This window comes from Pseudomonas sp. GW821-FHT07F01 (assembly GCF_059418825.1).
Genome location: NZ_JBWKQO010000006.1, coordinates 549537 through 564734 on the forward strand (window position 1 = coordinate 549537; position 15198 = coordinate 564734).

General features: G+C 64.2%; 11 protein-coding genes. 8 read left to right on the top strand and 3 right to left on the bottom strand.

The features are described from left to right. Positions 1-18 precede the first annotated feature (18 nt). From dnaB to AC07R1_RS24320, 7 genes are all read left to right on the top strand, one after another. Complete coding sequence (dnaB, locus tag AC07R1_RS24290; RefSeq protein WP_011058951.1) at positions 19-1416, top strand: replicative DNA helicase; 1398 nt, start codon at positions 19-21, stop codon at positions 1414-1416. A 289-nt stretch (positions 1417-1705) separates the two neighbouring features. After that, positions 1706-4003, top strand: coding sequence for a YgiQ family radical SAM protein (locus AC07R1_RS24295; protein WP_495111006.1), 2298 nt, complete (start codon positions 1706-1708; stop codon positions 4001-4003). 172 nt (positions 4004-4175) lie between these two features. Then, positions 4176-5117, top strand: a complete 942-nt coding sequence (ssp4, locus tag AC07R1_RS24300; protein WP_186355319.1) for an Ssp4 family T6SS effector — start codon at positions 4176-4178, stop codon at positions 5115-5117. Next, entirely contained in the window at positions 5114-5563 is a 450-nt protein-coding gene (locus tag AC07R1_RS24305) for a hypothetical protein (RefSeq protein WP_123397741.1), read from the top strand. Before ssp4 ends, AC07R1_RS24305 begins: the two co-directional genes overlap by 4 nt. 171 nt (positions 5564-5734) lie before the next feature. Next, positions 5735-9010, top strand: coding sequence for a transglutaminase family protein (locus AC07R1_RS24310; RefSeq protein ID WP_495111007.1), 3276 nt, complete (start codon positions 5735-5737; stop codon positions 9008-9010). An 87-nt stretch (positions 9011-9097) separates the two neighbouring features. Next, positions 9098-11584 carry a circularly permuted type 2 ATP-grasp protein gene (locus AC07R1_RS24315; protein ID WP_368994091.1) on the top strand — a complete coding sequence of 829 codons (2487 nt, stop codon included), beginning with the start codon at positions 9098-9100 and terminating at the stop codon, positions 11582-11584. Beyond that, positions 11584-12474 (top strand): transglutaminase family protein, encoded by an 891-nt coding sequence (locus AC07R1_RS24320; RefSeq protein WP_011058957.1) that lies wholly within the window; start codon positions 11584-11586, stop codon positions 12472-12474. The genes AC07R1_RS24315 and AC07R1_RS24320 overlap by 1 nt, the downstream gene beginning before the upstream one ends. Positions 12475-12583: 109 nt before the next feature. Here the strand turns inward: AC07R1_RS24320 and AC07R1_RS24325 are convergent, their stop codons facing one another. Both AC07R1_RS24325 and AC07R1_RS24330 read right to left on the bottom strand, forming a co-directional pair. Then, entirely contained in the window at positions 12584-12760 is a 177-nt protein-coding gene (locus AC07R1_RS24325; protein WP_011058958.1) for a hypothetical protein, read from the bottom strand. 68 nt (positions 12761-12828) lie between these two features. Further along, the gene (locus AC07R1_RS24330) at positions 12829-13416 is read right to left on the bottom strand and encodes a cytokinin riboside 5'-monophosphate phosphoribohydrolase (protein ID WP_019096143.1); all 588 of its coding nucleotides are present in this window, start codon (positions 13414-13416) and stop codon (positions 12829-12831) included. Between the two features lie 351 nt (positions 13417-13767). On the opposite strand from AC07R1_RS24330, the gene azu reads away from it, so the two are divergent. After that, positions 13768-14214: an azurin gene (azu, locus tag AC07R1_RS24335; protein ID WP_011058960.1), complete on the top strand. Its 447-nt coding sequence runs from the start codon at positions 13768-13770 to the stop codon at positions 14212-14214. 153 nt (positions 14215-14367) lie between these two features. Here the strand turns inward: azu and nadE are convergent, their stop codons facing one another. Continuing rightward, the gene (gene nadE, locus AC07R1_RS24340) at positions 14368-15195 is read right to left on the bottom strand and encodes an NAD(+) synthase (protein ID WP_053148788.1); all 828 of its coding nucleotides are present in this window, start codon (positions 15193-15195) and stop codon (positions 14368-14370) included. Between the last annotated feature and the right edge of the window lie 3 nt (positions 15196-15198).

Here is a 15198-nt window from a genome sequence, read left to right on the forward strand (position 1 = left end):
CCCGAATTCCAAGTGGCCATGAACGATATCTCCGCTCCCGAGCAATACGATCTGCAAACCGCTGCCCTGAAGGTGCCGCCGCACTCCATCGAGGCCGAACAGGCCGTGCTCGGTGGTCTGATGCTGGACAACAACGCCTGGGAACGCGTGTTGGATCAAGTGTCCGACGGCGATTTCTACCGGCATGACCACCGTTTGATCTTCCGCGCCATCGCCAAGCTGGCCGACCAGAACATGCCCATCGACGTGGTCACCCTGTCCGAGCAACTGGACAAGGAAGGCCAGACTTCGCAGGTCGGCGGCCTGGGCTACCTGGGTGAACTGGCGAAGAACACTCCGTCGGTGGCCAACATCAAGGCCTATGCGCAGATCGTTCGCCAGCGGGCAACCCTGCGCCAGCTGATCGGCATCAGTACGGAGATCGCCGACAGTGCCTTCAACCCGGAAGGGCGCACCGCCGAAGAGATTCTCGACGAGGCCGAGCGGCAGATCTTCCAGATCGCCGAAGCGCGGCCCAAGACCGGTGGCCCGGTGGGGGTCAACGAACTGCTGACCAAGGCCATCGACCGCATCGATACCCTGTTCAACACGGACAACGCCATCACCGGCCTGTCCACCGGCTATACCGATCTCGACGAGAAGACCAGCGGCCTGCAGCCGGCCGACTTGATCATCGTCGCCGGCCGTCCGTCCATGGGTAAGACCACCTTCGCCATGAACCTGGTGGAGAACGCGGTACTGCGCAGCGACAAGGCGGTGCTGGTGTACTCCCTGGAGATGCCAGGTGAATCGCTGATCATGCGTATGCTCTCCTCCCTGGGCCGCATCGACCAGACCAAGGTCCGTTCCGGCCAGCTGGAAGACGACGACTGGCCACGCCTGACCTCGGCGGTCAACCTGCTCAACGACCGCAAGCTGTTCATCGACGACACCGCGGGCATCAGCCCCTCGGAGATGCGTGCGCGGACCCGGCGCCTGGTGCGTGAGCACGGCGATATCGCCATGATCATGATCGACTACCTGCAGCTCATGCAGATTCCAGGCTCCAGCGGCGACAACCGGACCAACGAGATTTCCGAGATTTCCCGGTCCCTGAAGGCCCTGGCCAAGGAGTTCAACTGCCCGGTAGTGGCCCTGTCCCAGCTCAACCGCTCCCTGGAACAACGTCCCAACAAGCGCCCGGTGAACTCCGACTTGCGGGAATCCGGAGCGATCGAGCAGGACGCCGACGTGATCATGTTCGTCTACCGGGACGAGGTGTATCACCCGGAAACCGAGCACAAGGGCATTGCCGAGATCATCATCGGCAAGCAGCGGAACGGCCCCATCGGCTTTATCCGCCTGGCGTTCATCGGCAAGTACACCCGCTTCGAGAACCTCGCCCCGGGCAGCTACAACTTCGACGACGACGAATAACGGCGCCAGCCATGGTGGTTGGCCGGCTCTGGTGGGGCAGCGTGCTCCCGCTGGAGCAAGCTGCGGCCCCAAGGCCGATCGGCGCCTTGCTCCAGATATATTGTCGCCACCGACTCTGCGCCTGCTGCGCAGACGAGCGGGAGCAAGTGCCCTCGCTACTGATCGCGTGACGTGACAATGAATTCCGACCCTTTTGGTCGGAATTGGTTATTTTTTGTGCTATATTCCGCGCCCGCGAATTTCCCTGTGAATCAACGCGTCCCTATCCAAGCCAACACCGGTCATCGACATGCAAGCAGCCAAGCCGTTATTTGACTATCCCAAGTACTGGGCCGAATGTTTCGGGCCAGCACCATTCCTGCCCATGAGCAGGGAGGAGATGGATCAGCTCGGCTGGGATTCCTGCGACATCATCATCGTCACCGGTGATGCCTACGTCGATCACCCGTCGTTCGGCATGGCGATCATCGGCCGGCTGCTGGAGTCCCAGGGCTTTCGCGTCGGGATCATCGCCCAGCCCAACTGGCAGTCCAAAGACGACTTCATGAAGCTCGGCGAGCCGAACCTGTTCTTCGGTGTCGCTGCCGGCAACATGGACTCGATGATCAACCGCTACACCGCCGACAAGAAAATCCGCTCCGACGACGCCTACACCCCCGGTGGCCTGGCGGGCAAACGCCCGGATCGTGCGAGCCTGGTCTACAGCCAGCGCTGCAAGGAAGCCTACAAGCACGTGCCCATCGTTCTCGGCGGCATTGAAGCGTCCCTGCGCCGCATCGCCCACTACGACTACTGGCAGGACCGGGTGCGCAACTCGATCCTGATCGACGCCAGCGCCGACATCCTGCTCTACGGCAACGCCGAGCGAGCCATTGTCGAAGTGGCCCAGCGCCTGTCCTACGGCCACAAGATCGAAGATATCACCGACGTGCGCGGCACCGCCTTCATCCGCCGCGACACGCCCAAGGACTGGTACGAAGTGGACTCCACCCGTATCGACCGCCCGGGCAAGATCGACAAGATCATCAACCCCTACGTCAATACCCAGGACACCCAGGCCTGCGCCATCGAGCAGGAAAAGGGCCCGGTGGACGATCCCCAGGAAGCCAAGGTGGTGCAGATCCTTGCCAGCCCGCGCATGACCCGGGACAAGACCGTGATCCGCCTGCCGTCCATGGAGAAGGTGCGCAACGACCCGGTCCTGTACGCTCACGCCAACCGCGTGCTGCACCTGGAAACCAACCCGGGCAACGCCCGCGCCCTGGTGCAGAAACATGGCGACGTGGACGTGTGGTTCAACCCGCCGCCCATTCCCATGACCACCGAGGAAATGGACTACGTGTTCGGCATGCCTTATCAGCGCATTCCGCACCCGGCCTATGGCAAGGAAAAGATCCCGGCCTACGACATGATCCGCTTCTCGGTGAACATCATGCGCGGCTGCTTCGGCGGTTGTACTTTCTGCTCCATCACCGAGCACGAAGGGCGGATCATCCAGAACCGTTCCGAAGAGTCGATCATTCGCGAGATCGAAGAAATTCGCGACAAGGTTCCCGGCTTTACCGGGGTGATCTCCGACCTCGGCGGCCCGACCGCGAACATGTACCGCATCGCCTGCAAGAGCCCGGAAATCGAATCCGCGTGCCGCAAGCCGTCCTGCGTGTTCCCGGGCATCTGTCCGAACCTGAACACCGACCATTCGTCGCTGATCCAGCTGTATCGCAGCGCCCGTGCCTTGCCGGGTGTGAAGAAGATCCTGATCGCTTCCGGCCTGCGCTACGACCTCGCGGTCGAGTCGCCGGAATACGTGAAGGAGCTGGTGACCCACCACGTGGGCGGCTACTTGAAGATCGCCCCGGAACACACCGAGGAAGGTCCGCTCAATCAGATGATGAAGCCGGGTATCGGCACCTACGACCGCTTCAAGCGGATGTTCGAGAAATACTCCAAGGAAGCGGGCAAGGAGCAGTACCTGATTCCGTACTTCATCGCCGCCCACCCGGGCACCACCGATGAAGACATGATGAACCTGGCCCTGTGGCTCAAGGGCAATGGCTTTCGCGCGGACCAGGTACAGGCGTTCTACCCGTCGCCGATGGCCACCGCCACGGCCATGTACCACTCGGGCAAGAACCCGCTGCGCAAGGTCACCTACAAGAGCGACGGCGTGACCATCGTCAAGAGCGAGGAGCAGCGCCGCCTGCACAAGGCGTTCCTGCGCTACCACGATCCGAAGGGCTGGCCGATGCTGCGCGAGGCTCTGCTGCGCATGGGCCGTGGCGACCTGATCGGTCCGGGCAAGAACCAGCTGATTCCGACCCACCAGCCGGCTACCGACAGCTACCAGAGTGCCCGTCGCAAGAATTCGACACCGGCCGGCAGCCACAAGGTGGCCAAGGAAACCAAGATCCTTACCCAGCACACCGGGCTACCTCCTCGCGGCGGCGACGGCGGCAATGCCTGGGACAAGCGCGAACAGGCCAAGGCTGCGGCGTTTGCCCGCAACAAGCAGGCGGCCAAGGAGCGCGCCGACGCGGCCAAGGGCAAAGGCAAGAAGCCGACCCGCAAGCCGGTAGTGCCGCGCTAAACCCCACAAAACGCCAGCCACCGAGCTGGCGTTTTGCTTTTATGGAGATCGATTTTTTTACCGGCGGGCGAGCAACAAACGGTCAGGGCTTTGTTAAGGTTGCCGGGCTTGCATTGCCGCGATGCCTGGCTGGCTCATGGCTATCAGGCAGATTCACATCGTCAGACCAAGGATGAACCGCGTGACCAGCCCACTAGACGGAGTGATCAGGGACCTCAGCCTGACCCAGGTTCTTGCCCGCCAACGAATCGAAAGCCAGATCAACCTGCCGCGTCTGTTTGCCGCCATCGACACCGATCCCTCGATTGCCGGTGCCGGGGTGGTGTACATCGATGCCGACTTCAATGTCGTGACCCTGCGCGAATTCAGGCCGATCTGCAGCATCGTGCCCAAGCGGGTGATCTTGCGCGAGGCCAAGCGCTACATCGCGCCCCAGCAGTTCGTCGACCAGGTGAAGAACAACCCGCGCGAATCGCGGCTGGCCACTGAATCCTTCAACACCACCCTGGCCTGCACGGCCGCAGTGATCGGCTGGCTGGTGGTGTTCAGCGGCAGCATCGCCGTGCCCTTCACCGCCGGTGCCAGTGTCTGGGTGGTAGCGCTTGGGGCCTCGGCGGCGATGGCCGGCACCGCTCAGTGCGTGATTGGCGGCGCGCGGGTGATCAACGAGATCCAGGACCCGGCGGCCAACGACCGCATGGACGATGCCGAGTGGTACAACATAGTCACGCCGATTCTCGATGGCATTTCCCTGGTGGGTGTCGGCGGTTCGGCGCTGACCACGCTCAGGCTGCTCAAGGCCAGCAAGGCGGCGAACACCGGCAAAAGCTGGATGCAGTTGCTCAAGGGCCTCAACCGCCAGGAACGGGCCAAGCTGACCAAGGAACTGTTGACCCTGCGGGACCCGAGCCTGACCTCCAAGCTGCTGAAGCTGCAACAGCGTGCCGGTGCGTTGCCCAGGCGCTATTCGTCGACGCAGATCCGCCACGCCACCCTGACCCAGATGCAGGATGCTCTGGGCGCTGCCCTGAGTACCAGCGGGAGTATCAGCTCCGGCAATCTTGGCCAGGTGAAAACCCTTGCGGTGGGGCTCTACGAGGAGTTCGACGAGTGATAGATGGCGGCCGCATGAGAGACCTCCTGGTACGTTATTTCCCGACCTTCATGCTCACCGTGCTGCTGGGCTGCTTCAGTGCCTCGCTCCTGCTGTCCCTGGCCGGCACCACTTATTGGCGCGCCATGGCACCGCCCCAGCGCGACGAATACCTGCTGTTTGGCCTGTTGGTACTGATCCCGCTGCTGGTGCTGGGCAACCTGCTGATAGTGCGTGGCATTTCCCGCGCGGTATGGTTGGTGGCCGGCTACTTTGTCGCCTGCCTGCTTGGGGTGGTGCCGATGTTTCAGTATCACCCGCACCAGGGGGTGTACCTGTTCGGCGTGTTGCTGCCGCTGCTCGGGCTGTTGCTGCTCAATAGCAAGCGACACCGGGAAATGCGCGAACGACTGCTGCAGATCCGCCAGCAGCGCCAGCGCTTCAAGCAGCAGCGCAAGCGCGGCTGATTCGTCGCCTGCCTTCTGGCGCATTTATGTGCAATTGCCTGCACCGGGATGCATCGATTGCGCGGTTTTGGTGCTGTACTGCCCAGGGTCGCTGAACAACCCCATGGACTTGCGCGCTGGCATAAGTCTTGCGCAGGTTCTCCCACCGTTCAGGCTCGCAGGAGGCACGCCGTGTCGATTCATGTCGCATTGCACCATGTCACGCACTATCGCTACGACCGCGCCGTCGAACTGGGCCCGCAGATCGTTCGCCTGCGCCCGGCGGCCCACAGCCGCACGCGAATTCTTTCCTATGCGCTGAAGGTCCAGCCCGAGCAGCATTTCATCAATTGGCAGCAGGACCCGCAGGGCAATTACCTGGCGCGTCTGGTGTTCCCGGAAAAAACCAGCGAGCTGCGGATCGAAGTCGACCTGCTGGCGGAAATGGCGGTGTTCAACCCGTTCGATTTCTTCCTCGAGCCCTACGCCGAGCAGATTCCCTTCGCTTATGCCGCCGATGAACAGCGCGAGCTGGCGCCCTACCTGGAAACCCTGCCCCTGACGCCGAGGTTCCAGGCTTACCTGGACGCCATTTCGCGTACACCGCTGCCGGCGGTGGATTTCCTGGTGGGCCTGAACCAGCGGTTGAGTGCCGACATCGCCTACCTGATCCGCATGGAGCCCGGGGTGCAGACTCCGGAGCAGACCCTGCTCAACGCCTCCGGCTCCTGCCGGGACTCGGCCTGGCTGCTGGTGCAATTGCTGCGCAACCTGGGGTTGGCGGCGCGCTTTGTCTCCGGCTACCTGATCCAGCTGACGGCGGACGTCAAATCCCTGGATGGCCCCTCCGGCACCGAGGTGGACTTCACCGACCTGCATGCCTGGTGCGAGGTGTACCTGCCGGGCGCCGGCTGGATCGGCCTGGATGCCACGTCCGGGCTGTTCGCCGGGGAAGGGCATATTCCCCTGGCCTGCAGCCCCGACCCCTCTTCAGCGGCGCCCATCACCGGGCTGGTGGAGCCCTGCGAATGTGAATTCAGCCATGAGATGAGTGTGGAGCGCATCTGGGAAGCGCCCCGGGTGACCAAGCCCTACACCGACGAGCAATGGCTGGCGATCCAGGCCCTGGGCCGGCAGATCGATGTCGACCTGCTGGAGGCGGATGTGCGCCTGACCATGGGGGGCGAACCGACTTTCGTCGCCATCGACGATCCCGATGGCCCGGAGTGGAACACGGCAGCCCTGGGGGCGAATAAGCGCCGCCTGGCCGGCGAGCTGTTCCAGCGCCTGCGCCAGCACTATGCGCCCCAGGGCCTGGTGCACTTCGGCCAGGGCAAGTGGTACCCGGGAGAGCAACTGCCGCGCTGGTCGCTGAATTGCCACTGGCGTCGTGACGGTGTACCGGTGTGGCGCAACAACGCGCTGATTGCCGACGAGCATGAAGATTACGCCGCCGATGCGCTGTTGGCCGGACGTTTTCTGGCCAGTGTCGCCGAGCGTCTGAAGCTGCCTGCGCGTTTTGTGTTTCCCGCCTACGAGGACAATTTCTACTACCTGTGGCGCGAAGGCAGCCTGCCGCTGAATGTCAGCGCCGAGGATTCGCGGCTGGAGGATGCCCTGGAGCGGCAGCGCCTGCGCAAGGTTTTCAGCCAGGGGCTGGACAAGGTCATCGGCCAGGTCCTGCCCTTGGCCCGTACCGCCAAGGGCGACCAGTGGCAGAGCGGGCGCTGGTACCTGCGCGATAACCATTGCCGGCTGGTACCGGGTGATTCGCCCCTGGGCTATCGCTTGCCCCTGGCGTCCCAGCCCTGGGTGACGGCGGCGGAGTATCCGTTCATTCACGCCACCGATCCGAACCAGGATTTTCCCGAACTGGCGGGCGCGGCTCAGCTGGCAGCGATTGATGAGCCGGCAGTGGCGGACGAGCGGGTGCCCCAGGTGGACGAGTCCGCCGACTGGCTGACCCGTACCGCGCTCTGCGCCGAGGCGCGCGAGGGGCGGTTGTACCTGTTCATGCCGCCCCTGGAGCGTCTGGAGGATTACCTGCAACTGGTCAGCGTGATCGAGGCCACGGCCGAGGAGCTGCGCTGCCCGGTCTTGCTGGAGGGCTACGAGCCGCCGGCGGACCCTCGCTTGTGCAACTTCCGGGTGACCCCGGACCCGGGGGTGATTGAAGTCAACGTGCAGCCCTCGGTCAGTTGGGACGAGTTGGTGGAGCGCACCGAGTTTCTCTATGAGCAGGCCCGGCAGACGCGCCTGACCAGCGAGAAGTTCATGATCGATGGGCGCCACACCGGCACCGGTGGCGGCAACCATTTTGTCCTTGGCGGAGCCACCCCGGCCGACTCGCCGTTCCTGCGGCGCCCCGACCTGCTGCGCAGCCTGATCAGTTACTGGCACAACCACCCGTCGCTGTCCTACCTGTTTTCCGGGTTGTTCATCGGCCCCACGTCCCAGGCACCGAGGGTCGACGAGGCACGCAATGACGCGCTGTACGAGCTGGAGATTGCCTTCGCGCAGATGCCGGCTCCCGGCCAGGAGTGCGCGCCCTGGTTGGTGGACCGCCTGCTGCGCAACCTGTTGATCGATGTCACCGGCAACACCCATCGCGCCGAGTTCTGCATCGACAAGCTGTATTCGCCGGATGGCGCCACCGGGCGCCTTGGCCTGCTGGAGCTGCGGGCCTTTGAAATGCCGCCCCATGCGCGCATGAGCCTGGCCCAGCAGTTGCTGCTGCGGGCGCTGGTGGCGCGCTTCTGGCGCGAGCCTTACGCGCCGGCCCGGTTGGCGCGCTGGGGCACCGAACTGCACGATCGTTTTCTGTTGCCGCACTTTATCGAACAGGATTTCGCTGATGTATTGGTGGAGCTGAATGCCGCCGGCTACCCGCTGCGGGCCGAATGGTTTGCCGCGCATCTGGAGTTCCGCTTTCCCAAGGTCGGCGATTACGCCGTCAGTGGCATCGAGCTGGAACTGCGCCAGGCCCTGGAGCCCTGGCATGTGCTGGGGGAGGAGGGTGCGGCGGGTGGCACGGTGCGTTATGTCGACTCTTCCCTGGAGCGCCTGCAGGTCAAGGTCGGCGGCCTGGTACCCGAGCGCCACGTGCTGACCTGCAATGGCGTGGCGCTGCCCCTGCATCCCACCGGGCGGGTCGGCGAGTTTGTCGCCGGGGTACGTTACCGCGCCTGGCAGCCGGCCAATTGCCTGCAACCCACTATCCCGGTGCATGCACCGCTGGTGTTCGACCTGCTCGATACCTGGATGCAGCGCTCCCTGGGCGGCTGCCAATACCATGTGGCCCACCCCGGCGGGCGTAATTACGACAGCCTGCCGGTGAATGCCAACGAGGCGGAAAGCCGGCGCATGGCGCGCTTCTTCCGCCTGGGCCATAGCCCGGGAAGCCTGGAGGTGCCGCCAGTGGTGATCAGTGCCGAGCTGCCGCTGACCCTGGATTTGCGACGTTTTTAATCCACCTGCGACGCCTGTGAGATAGCCATATCCGGGCGTCATGGCGGTGCGTTAATCTGACTTTCCCTGCCGTCTGCCGAGTGTTCCATGCCTGACTTGCTAGACCGTTACCCGCTGACGGCGGGTACCTACCACGAGTTGCTGGATGACCAGGGCCAGGTCCGGGCGCACTGGCAGCGGCTGCTGGAACAGTTGCAGCGCAGCAGCCCCGGTCAACTGGCCCAGCGCCAGGCGCTGCTGACCCGGCAGATCCACGAGAACGGCGTCACCTACAACGTCTATGCCGACCCCAAGGGCGCCGACCGGCCCTGGGAACTGGACCTGTTGCCCCATGTGATCGCGGCGGATGAATGGCAGTTGCTGTCCACCGGAATCGCCCAGCGCGCTCGCCTGCTCAATGCCGTGCTGGCGGACCTGTATGGCCCGCAGCGGTTGATCCGCGAAGGGCTGTTGCCGGCGGAACTGGTGTTCGGCCACAACAATTTCCTCTGGCCGTGCCAGGGCATCCGCCCGCCGGAACAGACCTTCCTGCACCTGTATGCCGTGGACCTGGCACGCAGCCCGGACGGGCGCTGGTGGGTCACCGCCGACCGTACCCAGGCGCCCTCCGGGGCCGGCTATGCCCTGGAGAACCGCATGAGCGTGTCCCGGGCGTTCCCCGACCTGTACCGCGACCTGCAAGTGCAGCACCTGGCCGGGTTCTTCCGCACCCTGCAGGAAACCCTGGCCCGCCAGGCACCCCGGGACAGCGAAGCGCCGCTGGTGGTGCTGCTGACGCCAGGGCGGTTCAACGAGAGCTATTTCGAGCACCTGTACCTGGCGCGACAGCTTGGCTACCCGCTGGTGGAGGGCGGCGACCTGACCGTGCGTGATGCCACGGTGTACCTCAAGACTCTCAGCGGCCTGCGCCGGGTGCACGCCATCATGCGTCGCCTGGACGACGATTTCTGCGATCCGCTGGAGTTGCGCACCGACTCGGCCCTGGGGGTTCCCGGGCTGCTGGACGCGGTGCGCCAGGGCCGGGTGCTGGTGGCCAACGCCCTGGGCAGCGGGGTGCTGGAGTCCCCCGGCCTGCTGGGCTTCCTGCCGAAGATCAGCCAGTTTCTGCTGGGCGAGGAACTGCTTCTGCCGTCCATCGCTACCTGGTGGTGCGGCGAGGCCCCGGTGCTGCAGCAGGCCCTGGAAAAACTCCCGGATCTGCTGGTCAAGCCGGCCTTCGCTTCCCAGAGCTTCACCCCGGTGCTGGGCCGCGACCTGGACCCCGAGCAACGCCGGCAATTGGCTGAGCGCATGCGGGCGCGGCCCTATGCCTATGTCGCCCAGGAATTGCCGCAACTGTCCCAGGCGCCGGTCTGGCAGGCCGAGAACGGGCAGTTGCAGCCCCGTGCCATCGGCATGCGGGTGTATGCGGTGGCCAGCGAGGACGGCTACCGGGTGCTGCCCGGAGGCCTGACCCGGGTCGCTGCCCAGGCCGGTGCCGAAGTGGTGTCGATGCAGCGCGGTGGCGCCAGCAAGGACACCTGGGTGCTCGGGGAGCGGGCGCCCAGCGGCGAGCAGTGGAAGGCCCAGCGCACCATCGGCGTGTATGACCTGGTGCGCCGCGATCCCTACCTGCCGTCGCGGGTGGTGGAAAACCTGTTCTGGTTCGGCCGTTATTGCGAGCGCTGTGACGACAGTGCGCGGCTGCTGCGGATCATGCTGGCGCGCTATGTCGATGGCGATGATCCGCAAGCCTTGCTGGCCGCGGTGGACCTGGGAGAAAGCCTGATGCTGCTGCCGGATGAGGGCGAGCTGCCCGAGCGCCTGCTGGCGGCCCTGTTGGGTGAGGACTGGTCCTTCAGCCTGCGCTCCAACCTGCAACGCTTGCAGTGGGCGGCTTCCCAGGTACGCGGCAAGCTGTCCCGGGAAAACTGGCAGGCCCTGGTGGAGCTGCAGCGCGAGGCCCAGGAGCTGGACACTCCGGAGCCGGATTTCGCCGAACTGCTGGATTTTCTCAACCGCCTGGTGATGTCCCTGGCGGCGCTCTCCGGCTTCGCCCTGGACGACATGACCCGCGACGAAGGCTGGCGCTTCCTGATGATTGGCCGGCGCATCGAGCGCCTGCAGTTCCTCAGCAGCAGCCTCGCGGCCTTCCTGCGGGGCACCGCGGCCTTCGACCAGGCCGGCTTGGACTGGCTGCTGGAGCTGGGTAACAGCAGCATCACCTACCGGTCGCGCTACCTGGCGGTGGCGCAGTTGATTCCGGTCCTCGACCTGTTGCTGCTGGATGAACAGAACCCCCACGCCGTGTTGTTCCAGCTCAAGCTGGTGACCCGCACCCTCAAGCGCCTCAACGATGATTTCGGCGTGCCCCGCGAGCTGGCGCTGCCGCGGCTGGTGGAGCGCCTGGCGCATTTCGACCTGGGCTGCCTGGAGAACTCGCTGTTCGGCGAGGCCAGTGTGCGCGCCGCAGTGGAGGGCCTGGCGGACCTGCTGCAGGAGATCGCCGAGGTCAGCGGGCAGGTTTCGGACCGCCTGGCGCTGCGGCATTTCGCCCATGTGGATGATGTCAGCCAGCAAACGGTGTCGGTCTGATGAGCGCGCGCTACCAGGTGTTCCACGACACCCACTACCGCTACGACAGCCCGGTGTCCCTGGCCCAGCAACTGGCGCACCTGTGGCCCCGGGCCTGTGCCTGGCAACTGTGCAGCGAGCGGCAATTGCTGATCAGCCCCGACCCTACCAGCCGTCGTGACGAGCAGGATGTATTCGGCAACCCGCTGACCCGCCTGGCCTTCGAGCGGCCCCATGACGAATTGCTGGTCAATGCCCAGCTCAGTGTCGAGGTGCTGGAGCGGCCGGCGCTGGATTTTGCCGCGTCACTGCCCTGGGATGCCGCCCGCGGCGCCCTGACCTACAGTGGCCAGCCCTTGTCCGAGGCGTTGCTGGAAGCCTGTCGCTACCGTTTCGAATCGCCTTATGTGCATCTGAAGCAGAGTTTTGTCGAGTTCTGCGCCAGTTGCTTCGTACCGGGGCGGCCGCTGTTGCAGGGCGCCCAGGCGTTGATGGAGAAGATCTTCAGTGAGTTCACTTTCGACGCCGAAGCCACCCAGGTGGCGACGCCGCTGGTGGAGGTGCTGGAACGTCGGCGCGGGGTGTGCCAGGACTTCGCCCACCTGATGCTGGCCTGCCTGCGCTCGCGAGGGCTGGCGGCGCGCTATGTCAGTGGCTACCTGCTGACCCAGCCACCGCCGGGGCAGCCGCGGCTGATCGGCGCCGATGCTTCCCATGCCTGGGTTTCAGTGTTTTGCCCGGTGCTGGGCTGGGTGGATTTCGACCCGACCAACAACGTGCAGCCGGCGCTGGAGCACATCACCCTGGCCTGGGGCCGGGATTTTTCCGATGTGTCGCCGTTGCGTGGGGTGATTCTGGGAGGGGGCAGCCATGACCCGGATGTTCGGGTCACCGTCATGCCCCTGGCATGACACTGCCATCTCCGACCTTGCAGGAGCCGGCTTGCCAGCGATGGGGCCTGCGGATATTGCGTAGGGCTGGAGAGCGCTTTCGCTGGCCAGCCAGCTCCTACGGGGCAGGTCAGGCCTGGGGGGCCTCGGGCTCGGCGTCGTCGACGCTCACTTCACCTTCTGCATCCGGGTTCAGTGCGCTGGTTTCTTCAGCGGCGGCTTTCTTGCGTTGCAGCTTTTCCTCTTTCTTCTGTTCCTTGGCCAAGTCACGTTGACGTTTGGCGAAGGAGTAGTTGGGTTTGGCCATGGGCGATCCTCTGGGGTCGAAGGTGAGGTTGAGCGGCGCGTATTCTGCCTGTTATCGGGGCCGGGTGGTTAACTGGGTTTGCCTTCGGCCCATTTGTCCGGGACCGTCGGTTGCCAGGCGTCCAGCGCATCCAGCAGGCCGGCCGGCGACTCGCTCATTTGCAGCATGTCACGGTGCGGGGCACGGACGAAGCCTTCGCCGACGATATGATCGAGAAAACCGCTGAGTTTTTCGTAGAAGCCATTCACTTCCAGCAGGCCGAGCGGCTTGTGGTGGTAGCCCAACTGGCCCCAGGTCCAGACTTCGAACAGTTCTTCCAGGGTTCCCAGGCCGCCGGGCAGGGCGATGAAGGCATCGCTGAGCTCGGCCATGCGCGCCTTGCGGGCGTGCATGCCGTCCACCACTTCCAGGCGGGTCAGGCCGCGATGGCCGATTTCCTTGTCCTTCAGGCTTTGCGGAATGATCCCGATGACTTCGCCCCCGGCCGCCAGGGCCGCGTCGGCGACGATGCCCATCAGCCCTACCGCGCCGCCGCCATACACCAGGGTCAGCTTGCGCTCGGCGATGGCCCGGCCCAGGGCCTGGGCGGCTTCACGATAGAGAGGGTTGGCGCCGGTGCTGGCGCCACAGAATACACAGACAGAAGTTAACGACATGCCTTACTCCGAGGTCATTGATGGCCTCAGAGTAAAGGCTCGCCGGCCTCGCTCCAAGTATTAAACCTCCCGTTGCGGGGTTTCATGGGTACCGCTGGCGCCACAGGCGTAGGCGGCGAGCAAGCTGCGAAACAGGCTGTTCAACGGCATGAGGGTGACTCCGATCAGGGACGATGGCGTGATTCTAGAAGCGTGCCATGCCGCTGGCCGGTTGATTGTCTTGATCAGGTCGATAGCAGAGAGTTGTATACAATTTTTTGATGCAAATCATAGGAACTTGCGAGAAATTCAGGCAGTCTTCCGTCCCATGGATTCAGATGGATTTTGTTAACCCTGCCTTGGAGATTCACCATGTTTGCCAAACTCGTTGCGGTATCCCTGTTGACACTGGCCAGCAGCCAACTGATGGCCGCCGAATGCAAGGTCGATGTCGACTCTACCGACCAGATGTCCTTCAACACTAAGGAAATCACCATCGACAAGAGCTGCAAGACCTTCACCGTGAACCTGACCCACTCCGGCAGCCTGCCGAAGAACGTCATGGGCCACAACTGGGTACTGAGCAAGACCGCAGACATGGCTGGCATCGCCACCGACGGCATGGCCGCCGGCATCGACAAGAGCTACCTGAAGGAAGGCGACACCCGCGTCATCGCCCACACCAAGATCATCGGTGCCGGCGAGAAAGATTCGGTGACCTTCGACGTATCGAAGCTGACCGCTGGCGAAAGCTACCAGTTCTTCTGCTCGTTCCCGGGCCACAACTCGATGATGAAAGGCGCTGTGGTCCTGAAGTAAGCATCAGGCCCGGCTGCAACAAGAAAGCGCCCCCAGGGGCGCTTTTTTTGTGTGCATCCGTAGGAGCGGGCTTGCCCGCGAAGAGGCCCTCGAGCCTTGTGCAGCACAAGCGGCCCTTTCGCCGGCAAGCCGGCACCTACAGAGCGAGGCGGGTCATGGGGCGAAGGGCATGACGCGTTTGTGATGGGTCTTGCGGTAGGTGTCGCAGATGATCTTGAAGGCTTCCTCACGTACCGGCTGGCCATGCAGGAAGGCGTCGATCTCGGCGTAGGTGACGCCGTGGGACGCTTCGTCCGGCTTGCCCGGCGACAGGTCTTCGAGGTCAGCGGTAGGGACTTTTTCCACCAGGGACTCCGGCGCGCCGAAATAGCGGGCAATGGAGCGCACCTGGTTTTTCACCAGGCCGCTCAGGGGCGCCAGGTCGCAGGCGCCGTCACCGAACTTGGTAAAGAAACCCATCACCGCTTCGGCGGCGTGGTCGGTACCTATCACCAGGCCATGGGCGGCGCCGGCGATGGTGTACTGGGCCACCATGCGCATCCGCGCCTTGGTGTTGCCGAGGACGAAATCCCGGGACACCGCGTGCTGCCCCTCGAAGGCCGCCACTTCGTTGGCCAGGGCCCTGACCGCCGGGCCGATGTTCACGGTGTGGCGTTCGTCAGGGTTGATGAAGTCCACCGAGGCCTGGGCATCGTGTTCGTCGAACTGGGTCTCATAGGGCAGGCGCACGGCAATGAAGCGGTAGCCATCGTCTCCGCTGCGTTCGCGTAATTCACGCATCGCCCGTTGGGCCAGCAGGCCGGCGGTCAGTGAGTCGACACCGCCGCTGATGCCCAGCACCAGGGATTTGAGCCCGGAATTGACCAGGCAGTCCTGGATGAAGCGGATGCGCCGGGCGATTTCTGCCTCAAGGGCGGCGTGGTCGGGAAAAGGTGCTTGGACCTTGAGCTGCTGCGCAATCTCACGCTGTACGGCTTGCATGAT

Coding starts and splice junctions, on each gene's coding strand:
- AC07R1_RS24330 (WP_019096143.1), bottom strand. CDS start 13,416: ATGTCGTTAACTTCTGTCTGTGTATTCTGTGGCGCCAGCACCGGCGCC.
- azu (WP_011058960.1), top strand. CDS start 13,768: ATGTTTGCCAAACTCGTTGCGGTATCCCTGTTGACACTGGCCAGCAGC.
- dnaB (WP_011058951.1), top strand. CDS start 19: ATGAACGATATCTCCGCTCCCGAGCAATACGATCTGCAAACCGCTGCC.
- AC07R1_RS24315 (WP_368994091.1), top strand. CDS start 9,098: ATGCCTGACTTGCTAGACCGTTACCCGCTGACGGCGGGTACCTACCAC.
- AC07R1_RS24295 (WP_495111006.1), top strand. CDS start 1,706: ATGCAAGCAGCCAAGCCGTTATTTGACTATCCCAAGTACTGGGCCGAA.
- ssp4 (WP_186355319.1), top strand. CDS start 4,176: ATGAACCGCGTGACCAGCCCACTAGACGGAGTGATCAGGGACCTCAGC.
- AC07R1_RS24320 (WP_011058957.1), top strand. CDS start 11,584: ATGAGCGCGCGCTACCAGGTGTTCCACGACACCCACTACCGCTACGAC.
- nadE (WP_053148788.1), bottom strand. CDS start 15,195: ATGCAAGCCGTACAGCGTGAGATTGCGCAGCAGCTCAAGGTCCAAGCA.
- AC07R1_RS24325 (WP_011058958.1), bottom strand. CDS start 12,760: ATGGCCAAACCCAACTACTCCTTCGCCAAACGTCAACGTGACTTGGCC.